Raw genomic sequence first — 16,328 nt, forward strand, 5'->3', positions numbered from 1 at the left:
CCAGGGAATGCACGAGGATCTTCGCGACGAGGCCAGCGCCGACTCCGGCATCGACGTGGTTCTGGTCACCGGACTCTCGGGTGCGGGCAGGGGCACCGCGGCCAAGGTGCTCGAGGACCTGGGGTGGTACGTCGCCGACAACCTCCCGCCGGAGCTGATCGCGCAGATGGTCGAGTTGGGGCTGGCGGCCGGATCACGGATCACCCAGCTGGCGGTCGTGATGGACGTGCGCTCGCGCGGGTTCACCGGAGACCTGGACTGGGTGCGCAACGAGCTCGCGACCCGCAACATCGCGCCGCGGGTGGTGTTCCTGGATGCTTCGGACGAGAGCCTGGTGCGCCGCTACGAGCAGAACCGCCGAAGTCACCCATTGCAGGGCAATCAGACTCTGGCAGAAGGCATTGCGGCCGAGCGTGCGCTGTTGGCCCCCGTCCGCGCGTCGGCCGATCTGGTGATCGACACCTCGACGCTTTCGGTGCCCGCGCTGCGCGAGAGCATCGAGCGCGCCTTCGGGGGCGAGACCATCGCCCACACGAACGTCACGGTCGAGTCCTTCGGCTACAAGTACGGGTTGCCGATGGATGCCGACACCGTGATGGACGTCCGGTTCCTGCCGAACCCGCACTGGGTGGACGACCTGCGCCCGCACAGCGGCCAGCATCCCGCGGTCCGCGACTATGTTCTCGGGCAACCGGGTGCAGGCGACTTCCTGGAGACCTATCATCGGCTGCTCGACGTAGTCATCGACGGATACCGTCGCGAGGGGAAGCGATATATGACCGTCGCCATCGGATGCACCGGCGGCAAACATCGAAGCGTGGCGATCGCCGAGGCACTGGCGGCGCGGCTGCAGGGCGGTGATGACCTGACGGTGCGGGTGTTGCACCGGGATCTGGGGCGCGAATGAGCGCGCGAATCGTTGCGCTCGGTGGTGGGCACGGGCTCTATGCGACCCTGTCGGCGGCGCGCAGGCTGACGCCGCACGTGACGGCCATCGTCACGGTCGCCGACGACGGCGGCTCGTCAGGGCGACTGCGCAACGAGCTGGATGTCGTGCCACCGGGTGATCTTCGAATGGCGTTGGCCGCTTTGGCATCTGACAGCCCGCACGGCCGACTGTGGGCGACGATCATTCAGCACCGGTTCGGTGGCAGCGGGGCGCTGGCCGGGCATCCGATCGGCAACCTGCTGCTCGCCGGCCTCAGCGAGGTGTTGGCCGACCCGATCGCCGCGCTCGACGAACTGGGCCGCATCCTCGGCGTGAAGGGTCGCGTGCTTCCGATGTGCCCGATGGGGCTCGGCATCGAGGCCGACGTGGCGGGTCTGGAATCTGACCCTCGCATGAGCCGGGTGATTCGCGGCCAGGTGGCGATCGCCACCACCGTGGGCAAAGTCCGTCGCGTGCGGCTGCTGCCGGGGGATCCGCCCGCCACCCGACAGGCCGTGGACGCGATCATGGCCGCGGACCTGGTGGTGTTGGGCCCCGGCTCGTGGTTCACGAGCGTGATCCCGCATGTACTGGTTCCCGAGCTCGCGGCGGCGCTGCAGGCGACTGCGGCGCGCCGGGCGTTGGTGCTCAACCTGGTGGCCGAACCGGGGGAGACGGCGGGCTTCTCTGTCGAGCGACACATTCACGTGCTCGCGCAGCATGCGCCCGACTTCACCGTGCACGAGATCATCGTCGACGCCAGCAGGGTGCCCAGTGAACGCGAGCGCGAGCAACTGCGTCGGACCGCGAACATTCTTCGTGCTCAAGTTCAGTTTGCTGAGGTGTCCAGACCTGGTACACCTTTACATGACCCGGCGCGCTTGGCCGCGGCATTGGAGAGTGTGCGTCTTCGCGGCGCCGCCGCTCCGGCGCCGGCAGTGCCCACGTCGACAGCGAATGGACCGAGAGGTGACGACCCGTGGCGATGACAGCCGAGGTCAAGGATGAGTTGAGTCGGCTGATCGTCAATTCGGTCAGTGCTCGGCGCGCCGAGGTGGCCTCCCTGCTGCGGTTCGCCGGCGGATTGCACATCGTTTCGGGACGCGTGGTCGTCGAGGCGGAGGTCGATCTCGGCATCATCGCCCGGCGGCTGCGCAAGGACATCTACGACCTGTACGGCTACAACGCCACCGTGCACGTCGTATCGGCCAGCGGCATCCGCAAGAGCACCCGGTACGTGGTCCGGGTGGCGAAGGACGGTGAGGCGTTGGCCAGGCAGACCGGTCTGCTCGACCTGCGGGGCCGCCCCGTGCGCGGGCTGCCGGCCCAAGTGGTCGGCGGCAGCGTGGCCGATGCCGAAGCAGCCTGGCGCGGAGCATTTCTGGCACACGGATCGCTCACCGAACCGGGACGCTCGTCGGCGTTGGAAGTCAGCTGCCCGGGTCCTGAGGCGGCGCTGGCACTTGTCGGCGCCGCCCGCAGGTTGGGGGTGAGCGCGAAAGCGCGCGAGGTTCGCGGCACCGACCGGGTGGTGGTGCGTGACGGCGAGGCGATCGGCGCGCTGTTGACGCGCATGGGTGCGCAGGACACCCGGCTGACATGGGAAGAGCGCAGGATGCGGCGCGAGGTGCGGGCCACCGCCAACCGGCTGGCCAACTTCGACGACGCCAACCTGCGGCGCTCGGCACGGGCGGCGGTCGCCGCGGCAGCGCGCGTGGAACGGGCGCTGGAGATCCTCGGCGATACGGTGCCCGACCACCTCGCCGCCGCGGGCAAGCTGCGCGTCGAGCACCGGCAGGCGTCGCTGGAGGAGTTGGGCCGGCTCGCCGATCCGCCGATGACGAAGGACGCTGTGGCGGGCCGTATTCGGCGGTTGCTGTCCATGGCCGATCGCAAGGCCAAGCAGGACGGCATTCCCGACACTGAGTCGGCTGTCACGCCGGACCTGCTCGAGGACGCCTAGCTCCGACCGGCCACTTGTCAGGCGCATTTCGGTGAAAGGCGTGTGACAAGCGCTCTCTCGGCCGACACTTCACTTGTGTCCGCGGGCGTCCCGCCCACCGGCGTCGTGACATTCCTGTTCACCGACATCGAGGGTTCGACTCGTCGGTGGGAGTCCGACGCGGATGCCATGCGGGTCGCACTTGCTTGCCATGACAAGGTGTTGCGCTCGACGATCGAGGCGCACGACGGATTCGTGTTCAGCCACAGCGGCGATGGTCTCGCCGCTGCGTTCGCGTCTCCGAGCGCCGCCGTCGACGCAGCCATCGCCGCCCAGCGCGAGTTGGAGCTCCCCGTGCGCATGGGAATCGCGACCGGTGAGGCCGAACTGCGTGACGGTGACTACTTCGGAACGGTGCTCAACCGTGCGGCTCGCGTCACGGCGGCCGGGCATGGTGGCCAGATCCTGGTGGCCGAGTCGACGGCGGTTCTGCTCGACGGTGTCGAACTGCTGAACCTGGGGCCGAAGCGCTTACGCGACGTGACGCGCCCGATCACGATCTTTCAGCTGCGAACCCAAGGCCTTCCATGTGACTTCCCGCCATTACGCAGCCTGGACGCTGACCGGGGAAATTTCCGACCTGTGGGAAGAAGGTTGGTTGGGCGTGATGACGAAGTGGCCCGGATCGCGGCGGTGTTGCGCACCAATCGATTCGTCACATTGACCGGTGTCGGTGGAGTGGGCAAGACGCGTCTGGCGCTTGAGGTCGCTGGTCGTTTGAGCAACGATTTCACCGACGGGGTCTGGGTTTTCGAGCTTGCGTCTGTGGCCGACGCAGGTGCCGTGGCTGATTCGGTTGCCGCGATCCTAGGCATCGCTCAACAACCCGGGATGAGCATGTGTGATTCGGTCGCGGCTGTCTTGGAGAACCGGAAGCGGCTGTTGGTCTTCGATAACTGCGAACACGTGTTGGACGCGACCGCAGGACTTGTCGAGGCCATCCTCGCGAAGTCCTCGACCGTGAGCATCCTCGCCACGAGCAGAGAGGGCTTGGGCGTCGCCGAAGAACAGATCTGGCCGGTCCGCTCACTCTCTGACGATGCCGCGGCGGAGCTGTTCGTGGAGCGCGCCGGCAGCATTGCTCCTGGCGCTGCCGTCCACGAAATGGATGCGGTCACCGACATATGTCGTCGCCTCGACGGCATTCCGCTGGCGATCGAACTCGCTGCTTCTCGGGTTTCGGTGATGACGCTGACCGATATTCGTGACCGACTCGACAAGAGGTTCAAATTCCTCGTGGGGGCACGGCGAAGCTTGGAAAGACACCAGACACTTCGTCACGCGGTGCAATGGTCATACGACCTCTTGAGCGCCGAAGAGAAGAGACTGTTAGAGCGGTGTTCGGTGTTCGCCGGTGGGTTCGACATCCACAGCGCCTGCGCCGTGGCCGGACCGGAATACGATGAGTTCGCGGTCGTGGATCTTCTCGAGTCTTTGGTGCGCAAGTCGCTGCTCACGGTGGACCGATCCGAGCAGACGGCTCGGTTCTCCATGCTCGAGACCGTTCGCCAATTCGCAGAGGAACAGCTTGCCTCTTGCGGTGCGGCAGAGGAGGTTCGAAACGCCCACGCCCGCTACTTCGCGCAACTCGAGAACACGATGCTGTCCTTGTGGGACAGCCCTGAGCAACGCTACGCGTATCGCTGGTTGGCGTTGGAGCTGGCGAACTTGCGCACAGCCTTCCGCTGGGCGGCCGATACATGCGACATTGACGTTGCCGCCACAATCGCAACGTATGCGGGGCTTCTCGGCATAGGGGTCGAGAGTTACGAGCCGATGACCTGGGCCGAAGAGGTGATCGAGCTTGCCGTCGCTGTAAACCATCCCCGGCTGTCGAGTTTGTATGTGGTCGCAGCGGTGTGCTGGATGGCCGGCAGGTTGGAAAACGCGCTTCGATATGCCGAAGCAGGCGCCGCCGTAGTGGCGCGCAACGAGAATGCGCCGCCCTACGGGATGGAGGGTTGGCTGGGAGCGGCCTACCTTCCGGCCGGCGAGCCGCTGAGGTGGGCCGAACTATGTCAGGCTCAACTCGAACGGCGCGGTGATAACCACGTGTACATCCGTGGCTGCCGGGTGTTCGGCCTTTCGTTCGGGGGACTTGTTGACGACGCGATGGACGCGGCGAAGGGATTGGTCGAAGCGGGGGCGGCAACTCGAAACCCTTATATGCACACGTTCGCAATCGCCGCAAGTACGTTCCCACTCCATGCGAAAGGGTCAGACGCCGGCTTGGAGGACTGCCGCGAAGGGCTGGCGATGGCCCTGGATAGCGGAAATCGTTTCAACGCCTCGATTCTCGCTCTGGGGATGGCCAGGTTTGAGGCACTTGAGGCGGTTACCCCAGAGGCACTCGAGCACTTGACGTTGGTCCTACGCAATTACCACGACTCCGGCAACGTCGGTAGCATTCGCAGTCCACTCGCCGTGCTGACTACATTCCTTTACCGCGTGGGTCTGTACGAATCGGCAGCGATTATCAGCGGGTTTTCAATGAGCCCTCTGGCTCAAGCGGTACTGCCGGAGTTCAGCACCTCCATAGCCCACCTCCGGACGGTGCTCGGTGATGCCACCTACGAATCACTGGCCTCCAGAGGTGAGTCGATGTCGATGGCTGCCGTCGCGGAGTACGCCTATGGCGAAATCGACCATGCGCGAGCTGAACTCGGCCGACCGTGATGAGGCGCATGACGAATTTGTGTTCAGCCATAGCGGTGATGGACTCGGGCTGCCTTCACGTCGTCGAGGCTGCTGTCGACGCCCAGCGCCGATTCGAACTACCGGTGCGCATGGGCATCGCGACCGGTGAGACCAAGGTTCGCGATGGGGACTACTTCGGCACAGTCCTCCACCGGGTGATGGCGGTCGGGCCCGGCGGTCACATCCTCGTGGCCGAACTCGCGACCTCCGCCTACGAGCAGATCGATCAGGCCCGCGCGCAGCTGCAGCAACTACGGTGAACCCATGGAGACGCTGAGAGTCGGTGTGGCGATGCCCGACCCACCCTTCAACGGGATGCCCGACGACGGTGGGCTCGACATCGACCTGATGCGCGCGCTCAGCGAGAAGATCGGCGCGACAGTCGAATTCGTGCCCTACGACGGCGCCGACTTCGGCGGCATCTTCGATGGTCTCGGGTCGAAGTACGACTGCGTCGCCGCCGGAACTACCGTCACGCCCCAGCGCGAGGAGAAGGCGACGTTCCTCCCGCCCTACGTGATCTCCGGTCAGGCGCTGGCCGTCGACACTCCCGGCTGCCGCGTGTCACGTCCGTCGACGATCTCGAAGGTCTGACCATCGGCGTTCAGCGGGGCAACTCCAGCCGGCCGATCGCCGAGCGACTCGTCGCCGATGGCAAGGCCGGTGCCGTCCGCGTCTATGAGTACACGGCGATTCGCGACGCGTTGAGCGACCTCTCGACGGGTGGCTGTGATGCCGTGATGAAGCTTGCGCCGGTGCTGACCGAACTGGTCAAGCCGGTCCCTGGCGTCGAGGTCGTCCAGCGCGGCATCACGGTCGAGGACATTGCGATTGCCGTTCCGCGCGGTGACCAGGTGCTTCTCGGTCGGCTGACAGTCGCGCAAGCCGAGTTGGAGGCCGACGGCACGCTGCAACGGATCCGCCGTAAATGGCTCGGCAACCCCTATGCCGACCAGCGCCTGACCGCGCACTGACCAGGTGACGCGTGGCCGCTATCACACGACTAGGCTGGCGGCCGAGCACTACACGTTGAGGCGATCAAGGGAGAAACAGTGACCATCCGGGTAGGCGTGAACGGCTTCGGCCGCATCGGACGCAACTTCTTCCGCGCGCTGGACGCGCAGAAGCACGAAGGCAGGAACACCGACATCGAGATCGTCGCTGTCAACGACCTCACCGACAACGAGACCCTCGCGCACCTCCTGAAGTTCGATTCGATCCTGGGCCGGCTACCCGAAGACGTAGAGGTCGACGGCGAGGACATCATCATCGGCGGGCACAAGATGAAGGGACTGTCGATCAAGGAGGGCCCCTCGGCCCTCCCGTGGGGCGACCTCGGGGTCGACGTGGTGGTCGAGTCCACCGGCATCTTCACCAAGCGCGACAAGGCGCAAGGCCACCTGGACGCCGGCGCCAAGAAGGTCATCATCTCCGCGCCTGCCACCGATGAGGACATCACCATCGTCTTGGGCGTCAACGACGAAAAGTACGACGGCAGCCAGAACATCATCTCCAACGCCTCGTGCACCACGAACTGCCTCGGCCCGCTGGCCAAGGTGCTCAACGACGAGTTCGGCATCGTCAAGGGCCTGATGACAACGGTCCACGCCTACACGCAGGACCAGAACCTGCAGGACGGTCCCCACAAGGACCTGCGTCGCGCCCGCGCCGCCGCGCTGAACATCGTGCCCACCTCCACCGGCGCCGCCAAAGCGATCGGCCTCGTCCTCCCCGAGCTGAAGGGCAAGCTCGACGGCTACGCGCTGCGCGTGCCGATCCCCACGGGTTCGTGCACCGACCTGACCGCGGAGCTGTCCAAGTCGGCCACCGCCGACGAGATCAATGCGGCGTTCAAGGCCGCCGCGGAGGGTCCGCTCAAGGGCATCCTCAAGTACTACGACGCACCGATCGTGTCCAGCGACATCGTCACCGACCCGCACAGCTCTATCTTCGACGCGGGTCTGACCAAGGTGATCGACAACCAGGCCAAGACGGTGTCCTGGTACGACAACGAGTGGGGTTACTCCAACCGGCTGGTCGACCTGGTCGCGCTTGTCGGCAAGTCGCTGTAACGCCGTGGCTTCGTCTTCCATCAAGACTCTGGAAGACCTTCTTGGTGAAGGTGTTTCGGATCGGGGAGTGCTCGTCCGGTCGGACCTCAACGTTCCGCTCGACGATGACGGCAACATCACCGACCCGGGTCGCATCACCGCGTCGGTGCCCACGCTGAAGGCGCTCTCCGATGCCGGCGCCAAGGTGATCGTCACCGCGCATCTCGGTCGACCCAAGGGCGGCCCCGACCCGAAGCTTTCACTGGCTCCGGTCGCCAAGGCGTTGGGCGAGCAACTCGGCCGTCACGTGCAACTGGCCGGTGACGTCGTGGGCACCGACGCACTGGCCCGTGCCGAAGGCTTGACCGACGGCGACATCCTGCTGCTGGAGAACATCCGCTTCGACCCCCGCGAGACCAGCAAGGACGATGGCGAACGGATGGCGTTGGCCCGGCAACTCGCCGAACTCGTCAGCGGCGCAGACGGTTCGCCGGGGGCTTTCGTCTCCGACGGTTTCGGGGTGGTGCACCGCAAGCAGGCCTCGGTGTACGACGTCGCGACCCTGCTGCCGCACTATGCGGGCACCCTGGTGGCCGCGGAGGTCAAGGTGCTCGAGCAGCTGACCACCTCCACCGACCGGCCCTACGCCGTCGTGCTCGGCGGGTCCAAGGTGTCGGACAAGCTGGCGGTCATCGAGTCGCTCGCGGAGAAGGCGGACAGCCTGATCATCGGTGGCGGTATGTGTTTCACCTTCCTTGCCTCACAAGGCGTTTCGGTCGGTACCTCGCTGCTGGAGGAAGGCATGATCGAGACGTGCCGCAAGCTGCTCGACGCCTACGCTGACGTCATCCACGTGCCGGTCGACATCGTGGTGGCCGACAAGTTCGCAGCCGATGCGACGGCCGAGATCGTCGCCGCGGACAAGATCCCGGCCGACAAGATGGGCCTGGACATCGGTCCCGGCTCGGTCGAACGGTTCACGACGCTGCTGTCGAACGCCAAGACCGTGTTCTGGAACGGGCCAATGGGCGTCTTCGAGTTCCCGGCCTTCGCCGCGGGCACCAAAGGCGTCGCCGAGGCGATCATCGCGGCGACCGGTAAGGGTGGCTTCAGTGTCGTCGGCGGGGGCGATTCGGCTGCCGCGGTCCGTCAGCTCGGCCTGGACGAAGAGGGCTTCTCCCACATTTCCACCGGGGGCGGGGCCTCGCTGGAATACCTTGAAGGCAAGAAACTGCCCGGCATCGCTGTTTTAGAAGAAGAGTGAGAGGTCCTGGAATCGTGAGCCGCAAGCCGCTGATCGCCGGCAACTGGAAGATGAACCTCAACCACTTCGAAGCGATCGCGCTGGTGCAGAAGATCGCGTTCGCATTGCCTGCGAAGTACTTCGACAAGGTCGATGTGACGGTGATCCCGCCGTTCACCGACCTGCGCAGCGTGCAGACCCTGGTCGACGGCGACAAGCTGTTGCTCACCTACGGCGCGCAGGATCTCTCGGAGCACGACTCGGGCGCCTACACCGGCGATATCAGCGGCGCGTTCCTGGCCAAGCTGGGATGCACCTTCGTCGTCGTCGGGCACTCCGAGCGCCGCACGTATCACCACGAGGACGACGCCGTCGTGGCGGCGAAGGCGGCAGCCGCCTTCCGGCACGGTTTGGTGCCGATCATCTGCATCGGTGAGCAACTTGAAGTACGCGAGGCCGGTAACCACGTCGAGCACAATGTCGAGTCGCTGCGCGGGTCGCTGGCGGGCCTCTCGAACGAACAGATCGGCCAGGCCGTGATCGCCTACGAGCCGGTGTGGGCCATCGGTACCGGCCGGGTGGCCAGCGCCGCCGACGCCCAGGAGGTCTGCAAGGCGATCCGCGACGAGCTGGGCCAGTTGGCGACGCCGCAGCTGGCGGCCGGTGTGCGGGTGCTCTACGGCGGGTCGGTGAACGCGAAGAACGTCGGCGACATCGTCGCGCAGGAGGACATCGACGGCGCTCTGGTCGGGGGCGCCTCGCTCGACGGCGAGCAGTTCGCCACCCTGTCGGCCATCGCGGCGGGCGGCCCCCTGCCCTGACCGTCCGATTGGTGAGCATCGTCGTCGATTAGGTAGTCTTGCGCCCATGGAATTGGCCCTGCAGATCACCCTGGTCGTGACCAGCCTCCTGGTCGTGCTCCTGGTGCTGCTGCATCGCGCCAAGGGCGGCGGTCTGTCCACGCTCTTCGGCGGCGGCGTCCAGTCCAGCCTGTCGGGGTCGACGGTGGTGGAGAAGAACCTGGATCGGCTGACGCTGTTCGTCACCGGCATCTGGCTCGTCTCGATCGTCGGCGTCGCGCTGCTGATCAAGTACAGCTGATTCCCAGCACCTCGCCGTGCGGGCCGACTGTGGCCCGTCGATACTTGAGTCATGGCTGAGATCGCCGGGCTCGAACCGATAGGCGCGGTCAGGCGGACCAAGGTGGGGCGTGACGCCACCGAGCCGATGCGCGAGGACATCCGCCTTCTCGGCGCGATACTCGGTGACACTGTGCGCGAGCAGAACGGCGACGAGGTGTTCGACCTCGTCGAGCGCGCCCGCGTCGAGTCGTTCCGGGTGCGCCGCTCCGAGATCGACCGCGCGGAGCTGGCGGGGATGTTCAATGGCATCGACATCCGTCAGGCGATCCCGGTCATCCGTGCCTTCACCCACTTCGCGCTATTGGCCAACGTCGCCGAGGACATCCATCGAGAGCGTCGTCGGGCGATCCACGTCGAGGCGGGGGAGCCGCCGCAAAACAGCAGCCTTGCCGCCACCTACGCCAAACTCGACGCCGTCGACCTCGATGCCGACACCGTCGCCGAAGCCCTCGCCGGGGCGATGGTTTCGCCGGTGATCACTGCGCACCCGACCGAGACGAGGCGCCGCACGGTCTTCGACACCCAACACCGCATCACCGAGCTGATGCGGTTACGACTGCTCGGGCGCGCCGGGGCCGACGGCCGCGATATCGAACTCGAGCTGCGCCGCCACATTCTGACTTTGTGGCAGACCGCGCTGGTCCGGTTGTCGCGCTTGAAGATCCAGGACGAGATCGAGACAGGTCTGCGGTACTACCCGGCCGCGTTCTTCGACGTCATACCGCAGGTGAACGCCGACGTGCGCGCCGAACTGCACACCAGGTGGCCCGACGCCGATCTGCTCGCCGAGCCGATCGTGCGGCCCGGGTCGTGGATCGGCGGCGACCGCGACGGCAACCCCAACGTCACCGCCGAGGTGGTGCGGCTGGCCACCGGCAGCGCCGCCTACGTCGCGCTGGACCACTTCTTCACCGAGATCACCGCGCTGGAAGAGGAGCTGTCGATGTCGGCGCGGCTGGTGCGGATCAGCGACGGTCTCGAAGCGCTGGCCGCCCGGTGCGAGGAACCTGCGCGCGCCGACGAGCCCTACCGGCGAGCGCTGCGCGTGATCCACTCCCGGCTGACGTCGACGGCAAAAGAGATTCTCGACGAGCAGCCCGAGCACGAACTCGATCTGGGGCTCGAGTGTTACGAGTCGCCGGCCGAGCTGCTCGCCGACTTGGATGTGGTCGACGAGTCGCTGCGGAGCAACGGCAGCGCGGTGTTGGCCGACGACCGACTGGCCAGGTTGCGGGAGGCGGTGCGCACGTTCGGGTTTCATTTGTGCGGCCTCGACATGCGGCAGAACTCCGACGTGCACGAGGAGGTAGTCGCCGAGCTGTTGGCGTGGGCCGGTGCGCACCCCGACTACGGCTCGTTGAACGAGGCGGACCGGGTGGAGCTGCTCGCGGGTGAGCTGTCGACCCGGCGCCCGCTGGTCAAGGCCGGCGCTGAACTGTCCGAGCTGGCCCGTAAAGAACTCGACATCGTCGCGGCGGCCGCGCGGGCGGTGCGGGTCTTCGGGTCTCGGGCGATTCCGAACTACATCATCTCGATGTGCGAGTCCGTTTCGGACATGTTGGAGGCGGCGATCCTGCTCAAAGAGGTCGGGCTGCTGGACGTCTCGGGGGAGACGCCGTACGCACCCGTCGGCATCGTCCCGCTTTTCGAGACCATCGACGATCTGCAGCGTGGATCGTCGATTCTCGAAGCGGCGCTCGATCTTCCGGTGTACCGCTCGGTCGTGTCCGCGCGCGGGGAGAGCCAGGAGGTGATGCTCGGTTACTCCGACTCCAACAAGGACGGCGGCTACCTCGCGGCGAACTGGGCGTTGTACCGGGCGGAACTGGACCTGGTGGAGTCGGCGCGCAAGACCGGAATTCGGTTGCGCCTCTTTCACGGTCGCGGTGGCACCGTGGGTCGAGGCGGCGGGCCGAGCTACGACGCCATCTTGGCCCAGCCGCCGGGCGCGGTGAACGGATCGCTGCGCCTCACTGAGCAGGGCGAGGTCATCGCGGCGAAATACGCCGAACCACAAGCGGCGTACCGCAATCTCGAGACCCTTCTGGCCGCCACATTGGAGGGCACGCTGCTCGATGTGGAAGGTCTCGGTGAGGAGGCCGGCCCAGCCTACGAAGTGCTCGACGACCTGGCCGCACGCGCTCAGCGCGCATACGCCGAATTGGTGCACGAGACACCGGGATTCGTGGACTATTTCAAGGCTTCGACGCCGGTGAGCGAGATCGGCGCGCTCAACATCGGTAGCCGGCCATCGTCGCGCAAGCCGACGACGTCGATCTCAGACTTGCGCGCCATCCCGTGGGTGCTGGCGTGGAGCCAGTCGCGGGTCATGCTGCCCGGCTGGTACGGCACCGGCACGGCTTTCGAGGAGTGGATCGCCGAGGGGCCGCAGTCGGAGGAGGACCGTGTCGAGGTGCTCCGGGACCTGTACCGGCGGTGGCCGTTCTTCCGTACCGTGTTGTCGAACATGGCACAGGTGATGGCCAAATCCGATCTGGGGCTGGCTGCCCGCTACTCCGAGCTGGTCGATGACGAGGAGTTGCGGCGGCGGGTGTTCGACAAGATCGCCGCCGAGCACGAGCGCACGATCCGGATGCACAAGCTCATCACCGGTCAGGACGATCTGTTGGCGGACAATCCCGCGCTGGCCCGTTCGGTGTTCAACCGCTTCCCGTACCTGGAACCGCTGAATCATCTCCAGGTCGAGTTGCTGCGGCGTTACCGATCCGGGGACGACGACGAACTCGTCCAGCGCGGGATCCTGCTGACAATGAGCGGGTTGGCAAGCGCCCTGCGCAACAGCGGCTAGCCGGCAGGACTAGAGACCTGCGGAGCGGCGCACCTTGTTCACGGCTCCCCGCACCACTTGCTCAGTCGCCGCGAGCGGTGAGATCACCGACTCACCGAGGCCGACGATGCGTTCCACCCGCCCGACGATGCCCTCCATGCGGTCCACGACGGCGTTGAGGCGCGGGGCCAGCTGATTGATCTGGTTGATCGTCTCGTTAAACCGCTCCAGGGTGGCGTCGAGGTTGGCGGTGGAGCTGTTCAGGTCCTCGAGCGTCTCGCTTAGCCCCTCCAGGATGGTGTCGACCTGCTCGACGGTGACGTCGGCGTTCAGCGCCGCCTGGGCGAGCTTTCTGATGCGTTCCGGTCCTGTGCGGACCGGTCGACCACCCTTGTCTGCCATGAGGGCCATTATGACCGCAGCCGGGGAACCGCTGGCCGTAACCCGGCGTCTGAACAGATGTGAACCAAGAGGAAACCGCGTCCCGGCAGTGCCCCGTGGATCCGCGAATGGTCATGGCCGGATCGGATACCAGGACCGCAAGGGCCGACTACGACGCAGGCTTTCGCGACGGACACGACGATGATCTCTCGGTCCTCTCGGGCTGAACGCTGGTCAGAACGGCGGTGGTTCGTCGTCCCTGGCGAGCCGTTCGGCTAGCAAGAACTGAATGCGGCGGTTGCGCGCGGCGTTGTGCTGACGTTCCAGCGCGATCCGATACGCCTTGTCCTCTGCGCGGGTCCGCCTGCGGGTTGGCATCTTCGCGCCGCGATGAAGGTCGCCTGGTCCGCTCGGGTGCGATGCCACCGTGATGTCGCCCGTGGGCCTACCTAGCTGTTCGAAGAACTCGGCACCGCCAGGGGTGGTGGTGTACGTCTGCCCGTTGGGCGCCGTCCATATGACAGTGCCGTCCGCGAATTGTCGGTCTGACCACCCGTCGGAGCCGCACCAGAAAGTCTTCAGCAGATGGTGAAAGCCGCAGAGCAGCTTCAAGTTCGACGGATGAGTGGGTCCCATTGGGTACGGGACCGTATGGTCGATCTGGCACGCGGATGCGGGCACATCACAGCCGGGAAAGCGGCACGTCAGGTCGCGCCATCGGATGAAACGAGCTAACGCCGCAGAAGGCCGGTAGCCCTGCTCGGCGCAGGGTTCGGGTAGCGGAACCGGGCGCACCTGCGCGGTCGCGATCATCTCGCGCAACATCGAGGCGGGCACCGCGCCGAAGCCTGGCAGGTACCCCGGATTGTCCGACCGACCCTCGATCGTGGCCTGCTCGGCGATGACATTGATGACGACCTGACTGGTGGGCCCGCCGGGGTACCCGTTCTGGCAATCCTCGGCCCCGCAGCCGCACTCGAGCCGCATCTGCCCCGCGCTCATCGCCGTCATCGCGTCCGCACGGCGCTGCGAAACGGTGCGCGGATCGTCGCGGCATACGGTTGCGGCGATCTCGTCGAGTCGCGTGTCGAAAGCCATGCCGTCGGCGAAGGCGAGTTTGGCCCAGACCCCGACCATGCCAGGACCGATCGGACCGACCTCGACGTAGCGGTCGTCGTTGGGCGGCTTCGGTTCCCGAACTCCGTCCGGGTCGAACTTCTCCACCCACATGTCGATGCGTTCATGCAGTTTCGGCCCGGACAGCTTCATCCATTTCGGCGACCATTTCGCGAAAGCCGCGTCGAGCCGGGCGAGGCGATCATCGTCCTTGACGTTGGAGCTGCGGTTGACCAGAGCGGTCATCATCCGAAAGTCGATCTGCCCGCGCGCGAAGACCTCGGCGACCTTGGGCAAGCGCTCGTGCAGGTCGATCGCGTAGTGCAGGCGACTGGCGGCTCGCCCCCGGCTGATGTTGAGCGCCGCCGCGACCTCGGCGACCACATTGGCGTGGCCGTCGATCGCCCAATTCGCTCGTTCGTCGTCGTCCTCGGGGGCGCGGCGGGCGTAGAGCTCACCGATCGCCATGAGTTCACGGCCGCAGGCCGCGCTCTGCTCGCGCGAAGCCGCGGTGATGGACTCAACCAACGCCGCGTCGTCGAGTGTTTCGAACATGTGTGCGACACTACTCGCGCCCACCGACCGCGTTGACTCATCAGAAATGCGCGCGAAAGGGGGGTTCGTTGACTCATCAGAAATGCGCGCGTGGACGGCGCGTCTGGCTGATCGGTCAGCAATGACTTCGGTAGGCCCGGGTGATGGGATTGTCATTGGGTGAGCGCAGGGCTGTGACGCGGGCAGCGGCGATGCGCTATCAGCAGGCCGGTAAGCGCGGGAAGAGCCGGATTCTCGATGAGTTGTGCGCGAATACCGGCTGGCATCGCAGTCATGCTCTTAAGGCGCTGACAGCCGCGCTGGTGCCCACGATCGTCACCGCGCCTCGGCCTCGGCCGGTGACGTACGGACCTGAGGTCGTTGCGGCGCTGACGGTCTGTTGGACGGTGCTGGGCATGCCCGCCGGCAAACGGCTGGCCCCCATGCTCGCAGAGCTGGTGGCCGTGCTGCGCCACTTCCGGGAGCTGGTCATCAGTGACGAAACCGCGGCGCTGTTGGTGTCGATGTCGGCGGCCACCATCGATCGCCGCCTGGCCGATGAGCGAGCCAAGCACAAGATCAAAGGACGTGTGGGCACCAAGCCCGGATCGCTGCTCAAAAGCCAGATTCCGGTGCGTACCTGGGCTGAATGGGACGACGCTGTGCCCGGCTTCGTCGAGATTGACACGGTCTTTCACGACGGCGGCAACCGCGGTGGGGGCCATGCCTTCACGCTGACGGTCACCGACATCGCCACCGGCTGGACCGAGACCCGCTCCCTGCCTGACAGGGCCGCCAAGACCGTGGTGGCCGCCCTCAGTCACATCGCTGCGGCGATGCCGTTTCCGATCCGGGGTGTGGACTGCGATAACGGGTCAGAATTCATCAACGACGACCTGCTGGCTTGGTGCCAGGACCGTCGCATCACCTTGACCCGGTCACGGCCGGGCAATAAAAACGACGGCTGCCACGTCGAGCAGAAGAACTGGACCGTGGTACGCGCCGTGGTCGGCTACTACCGCTACGACACCGCGTCAGAACTGTTGCTGCTCAACGAGATCTGGCAACTGCAGTCGAAGCTGACCAACTACTTCCTGCCCCAGCAGAAACTGATATCCAAGACCCGCACAGGGGCCAAGGTGTCCCGCAAACACGACAAGGCCAGAACGCCGTTTCACCGCGCGACCAATCACCCAGGCACCACCGCGCAACGCATCGTGGCGCTCAAGCGGCGCTACTCGCTGATCAATCCGGCCGCCACCCAACGCCAGATTCAGGCGCTGACCAGCCAACTGTTCACCCTGGCCACCAGCAAAGCCCCAACCGGTGTCCCCGCTCCAGTCTCCAAGCGCGCACGCTCACGTGAGGCAACGAACCACCCTTCGCGCGCATCTTGACGTGAGGCAACTTGCCGACATTGATTCTGTTCAACCGCATGTATCCGGG

The 16,328-nt window shown here is 65.9% G+C and carries 13 protein-coding genes and 1 pseudogene; 12 read left to right on the forward strand and 2 right to left on the reverse strand.

What is annotated here, in order from left to right; translation table 11 throughout:
* Window positions 1-7 precede the first annotated feature (7 nt).
* From rapZ to ppc, 11 genes and pseudogenes are all read left to right on the forward strand, one after another.
* Window positions 8-907, forward strand: a complete 900-nt coding sequence (rapZ, locus tag A5759_RS22880; protein ID WP_197506180.1) for an RNase adapter RapZ — start codon at window positions 8-10, stop codon at window positions 905-907.
* Complete coding sequence (gene yvcK / locus A5759_RS22885) at window positions 904-1,917, forward strand: uridine diphosphate-N-acetylglucosamine-binding protein YvcK (protein ID WP_066842311.1); 1,014 nt, start codon at window positions 904-906, stop codon at window positions 1,915-1,917. Before rapZ ends, yvcK begins: the two co-directional genes overlap by 4 nt.
* Window positions 1,914-2,891, forward strand: a complete 978-nt coding sequence (gene whiA / locus A5759_RS22890; RefSeq protein WP_094286752.1) for a DNA-binding protein WhiA — start codon at window positions 1,914-1,916, stop codon at window positions 2,889-2,891. Before yvcK ends, whiA begins: the two co-directional genes overlap by 4 nt.
* 105 nt (window positions 2,892-2,996) lie before the next feature.
* Window positions 2,997-5,606 carry an NB-ARC domain-containing protein gene (locus A5759_RS22895; protein ID WP_068201638.1) on the forward strand — a complete coding sequence of 870 codons (2,610 nt, stop codon included), beginning with the start codon at window positions 2,997-2,999 and terminating at the stop codon, window positions 5,604-5,606.
* A gap of 8 nt (window positions 5,607-5,614) precedes the next feature.
* Complete coding sequence (locus A5759_RS22900; RefSeq protein ID WP_156617008.1) at window positions 5,615-5,887, forward strand: hypothetical protein; 273 nt, start codon at window positions 5,615-5,617, stop codon at window positions 5,885-5,887.
* A 4-nt stretch (window positions 5,888-5,891) separates the two neighbouring features.
* Window positions 5,892-6,601: pseudogene (locus A5759_RS22905) on the forward strand (ABC transporter substrate-binding protein).
* Between the two features lie 78 nt (window positions 6,602-6,679).
* Window positions 6,680-7,699, forward strand: coding sequence for a type I glyceraldehyde-3-phosphate dehydrogenase (gene gap, locus A5759_RS22910; RefSeq protein ID WP_066842305.1), 1,020 nt, complete (start codon window positions 6,680-6,682; stop codon window positions 7,697-7,699).
* A gap of 4 nt (window positions 7,700-7,703) precedes the next feature.
* Window positions 7,704-8,942 carry a phosphoglycerate kinase gene (gene pgk / locus A5759_RS22915; protein ID WP_068201497.1) on the forward strand — a complete coding sequence of 413 codons (1,239 nt, stop codon included), beginning with the start codon at window positions 7,704-7,706 and terminating at the stop codon, window positions 8,940-8,942.
* A gap of 14 nt (window positions 8,943-8,956) precedes the next feature.
* Window positions 8,957-9,742: a triose-phosphate isomerase gene (gene tpiA / locus A5759_RS22920; RefSeq protein ID WP_068201501.1), complete on the forward strand. Its 786-nt coding sequence runs from the start codon at window positions 8,957-8,959 to the stop codon at window positions 9,740-9,742.
* Between the two features lie 46 nt (window positions 9,743-9,788).
* Window positions 9,789-10,022: a preprotein translocase subunit SecG gene (gene secG, locus A5759_RS22925; protein WP_066842301.1), complete on the forward strand. Its 234-nt coding sequence runs from the start codon at window positions 9,789-9,791 to the stop codon at window positions 10,020-10,022.
* A 51-nt stretch (window positions 10,023-10,073) separates the two neighbouring features.
* Window positions 10,074-12,872: a phosphoenolpyruvate carboxylase gene (gene ppc / locus A5759_RS22930; protein WP_068201503.1), complete on the forward strand. Its 2,799-nt coding sequence runs from the start codon at window positions 10,074-10,076 to the stop codon at window positions 12,870-12,872.
* 9 nt (window positions 12,873-12,881) lie between these two features.
* Here the strand turns inward: ppc and A5759_RS22935 are convergent, their stop codons facing one another.
* Window positions 12,882-13,253 carry an ATPase gene (locus A5759_RS22935; protein ID WP_066842294.1) on the reverse strand — a complete coding sequence of 124 codons (372 nt, stop codon included), beginning with the start codon at window positions 13,251-13,253 and terminating at the stop codon, window positions 12,882-12,884.
* Between the two features lie 213 nt (window positions 13,254-13,466).
* Window positions 13,467-14,903, reverse strand: coding sequence for an HNH endonuclease signature motif containing protein (locus A5759_RS22940; protein ID WP_068201506.1), 1,437 nt, complete (start codon window positions 14,901-14,903; stop codon window positions 13,467-13,469).
* Window positions 14,904-15,046: 143 nt separating this feature from the next.
* Here A5759_RS22940 and A5759_RS22945 point away from each other — a divergent pair, with 143 nt between their 5' ends.
* The gene (locus A5759_RS22945) at window positions 15,047-16,279 is read left to right on the forward strand and encodes a DDE-type integrase/transposase/recombinase (protein WP_068201508.1); all 1,233 of its coding nucleotides are present in this window, start codon (window positions 15,047-15,049) and stop codon (window positions 16,277-16,279) included.
* Window positions 16,280-16,328 lie beyond the last annotated feature (49 nt).

The sequence above is a fragment of the Mycobacterium sp. 852014-52144_SCH5372336 genome, from assembly GCF_001665615.1.
In the GTDB taxonomy this organism is placed as follows: Bacteria; Actinomycetota; Actinomycetes; order Mycobacteriales; family Mycobacteriaceae; genus Mycobacterium; species Mycobacterium neumannii_A.